This is a genomic window from Photorhabdus temperata (assembly GCF_025384845.1).
Lineage (GTDB): Bacteria > Pseudomonadota > Gammaproteobacteria > Enterobacterales > Enterobacteriaceae > Photorhabdus > Photorhabdus temperata.
This window is the reverse complement of sequence record NZ_JAJAFX010000195.1, coordinates 1-812: the sequence shown is the minus strand read 5'-3', so window position 1 is coordinate 812 and position 812 is coordinate 1. Positions and strand designations below refer to the sequence as shown.

At 47.9% G+C, this 812-nt stretch carries 1 protein-coding gene; it reads left to right on the top strand.

All coding sequences use genetic code 11. From position 1 onward, the window contains the following. Window positions 1-747 (top strand): S49 family peptidase (locus tag LGZ99_RS24530; protein ID WP_262979861.1); only part of this gene is annotated, 747 nt, incomplete at its 5' end. Between the last annotated feature and the right edge of the window lie 65 nt (window positions 748-812).

Sequence of the window (812 nt, the reverse complement as noted above, 5' to 3'; positions counted from 1 at the left end):
ATCACGCGGATTAATGCCATGTCAGATTGGGACGATGACGGCAGTTTTTCACGTACCAAAAACGATGCCGGTTATGACGTTGTTGAAGGCATTGCCGTGATACCGATTCAAGGAACGCTGGTACAAAAATTGGGTTCGCTACGTCCTTATAGCGGCATGACGGGTTATGACGGCATCAGGCAATCCTTTCTTACTGCGCTTTATGATCCTGAAGTTAATGGCATTTGCTTGGATATCGATTCACCGGGTGGAGAAGTGGCCGGGTGTTTTGATCTGGTGGACGAGATTTATTCAGCCAGAGGAACAAAGCCGATTCACGCTATTTTATCCGAAAACGCTTACTCCGCTGCTTATGCGTTAGCTAGCGCAGCCGACAAAATCTATGTACCCCGGACGGGTGGTGTAGGTTCAATCGGGGTGATTGTCATTCACTGCGATTGGTCGCAACGGATTAAAGAAGATGGGTTACAAGTGACTATCATCACATATGGAGATCGGAAAGCGGAAAGCAACCCTTATGTACCGCTAACTGAACAGGCCCGCGACTCAATACAAGATGATGTAGACGCGATGGGAAAACTGTTTGTGAGTACCGTTGCCCGGAACCGGGGCATTTCTGAAAAAACGATTCGTGACACTCAAGCGGCATGTTTTTTGGCTGTTGAGGGTGTTGGTCTGGGATTAGCTGACGAGGTTATCACGCCCGATGCGGCATTCCGAAAATTACTGAGTGAATCAGGAGCTTAATAGATGGCTAGTTTGAAATTCGCCCACTTGCTGGGCCTTAAAAAGTCAGCGTCAGAAGATGATGA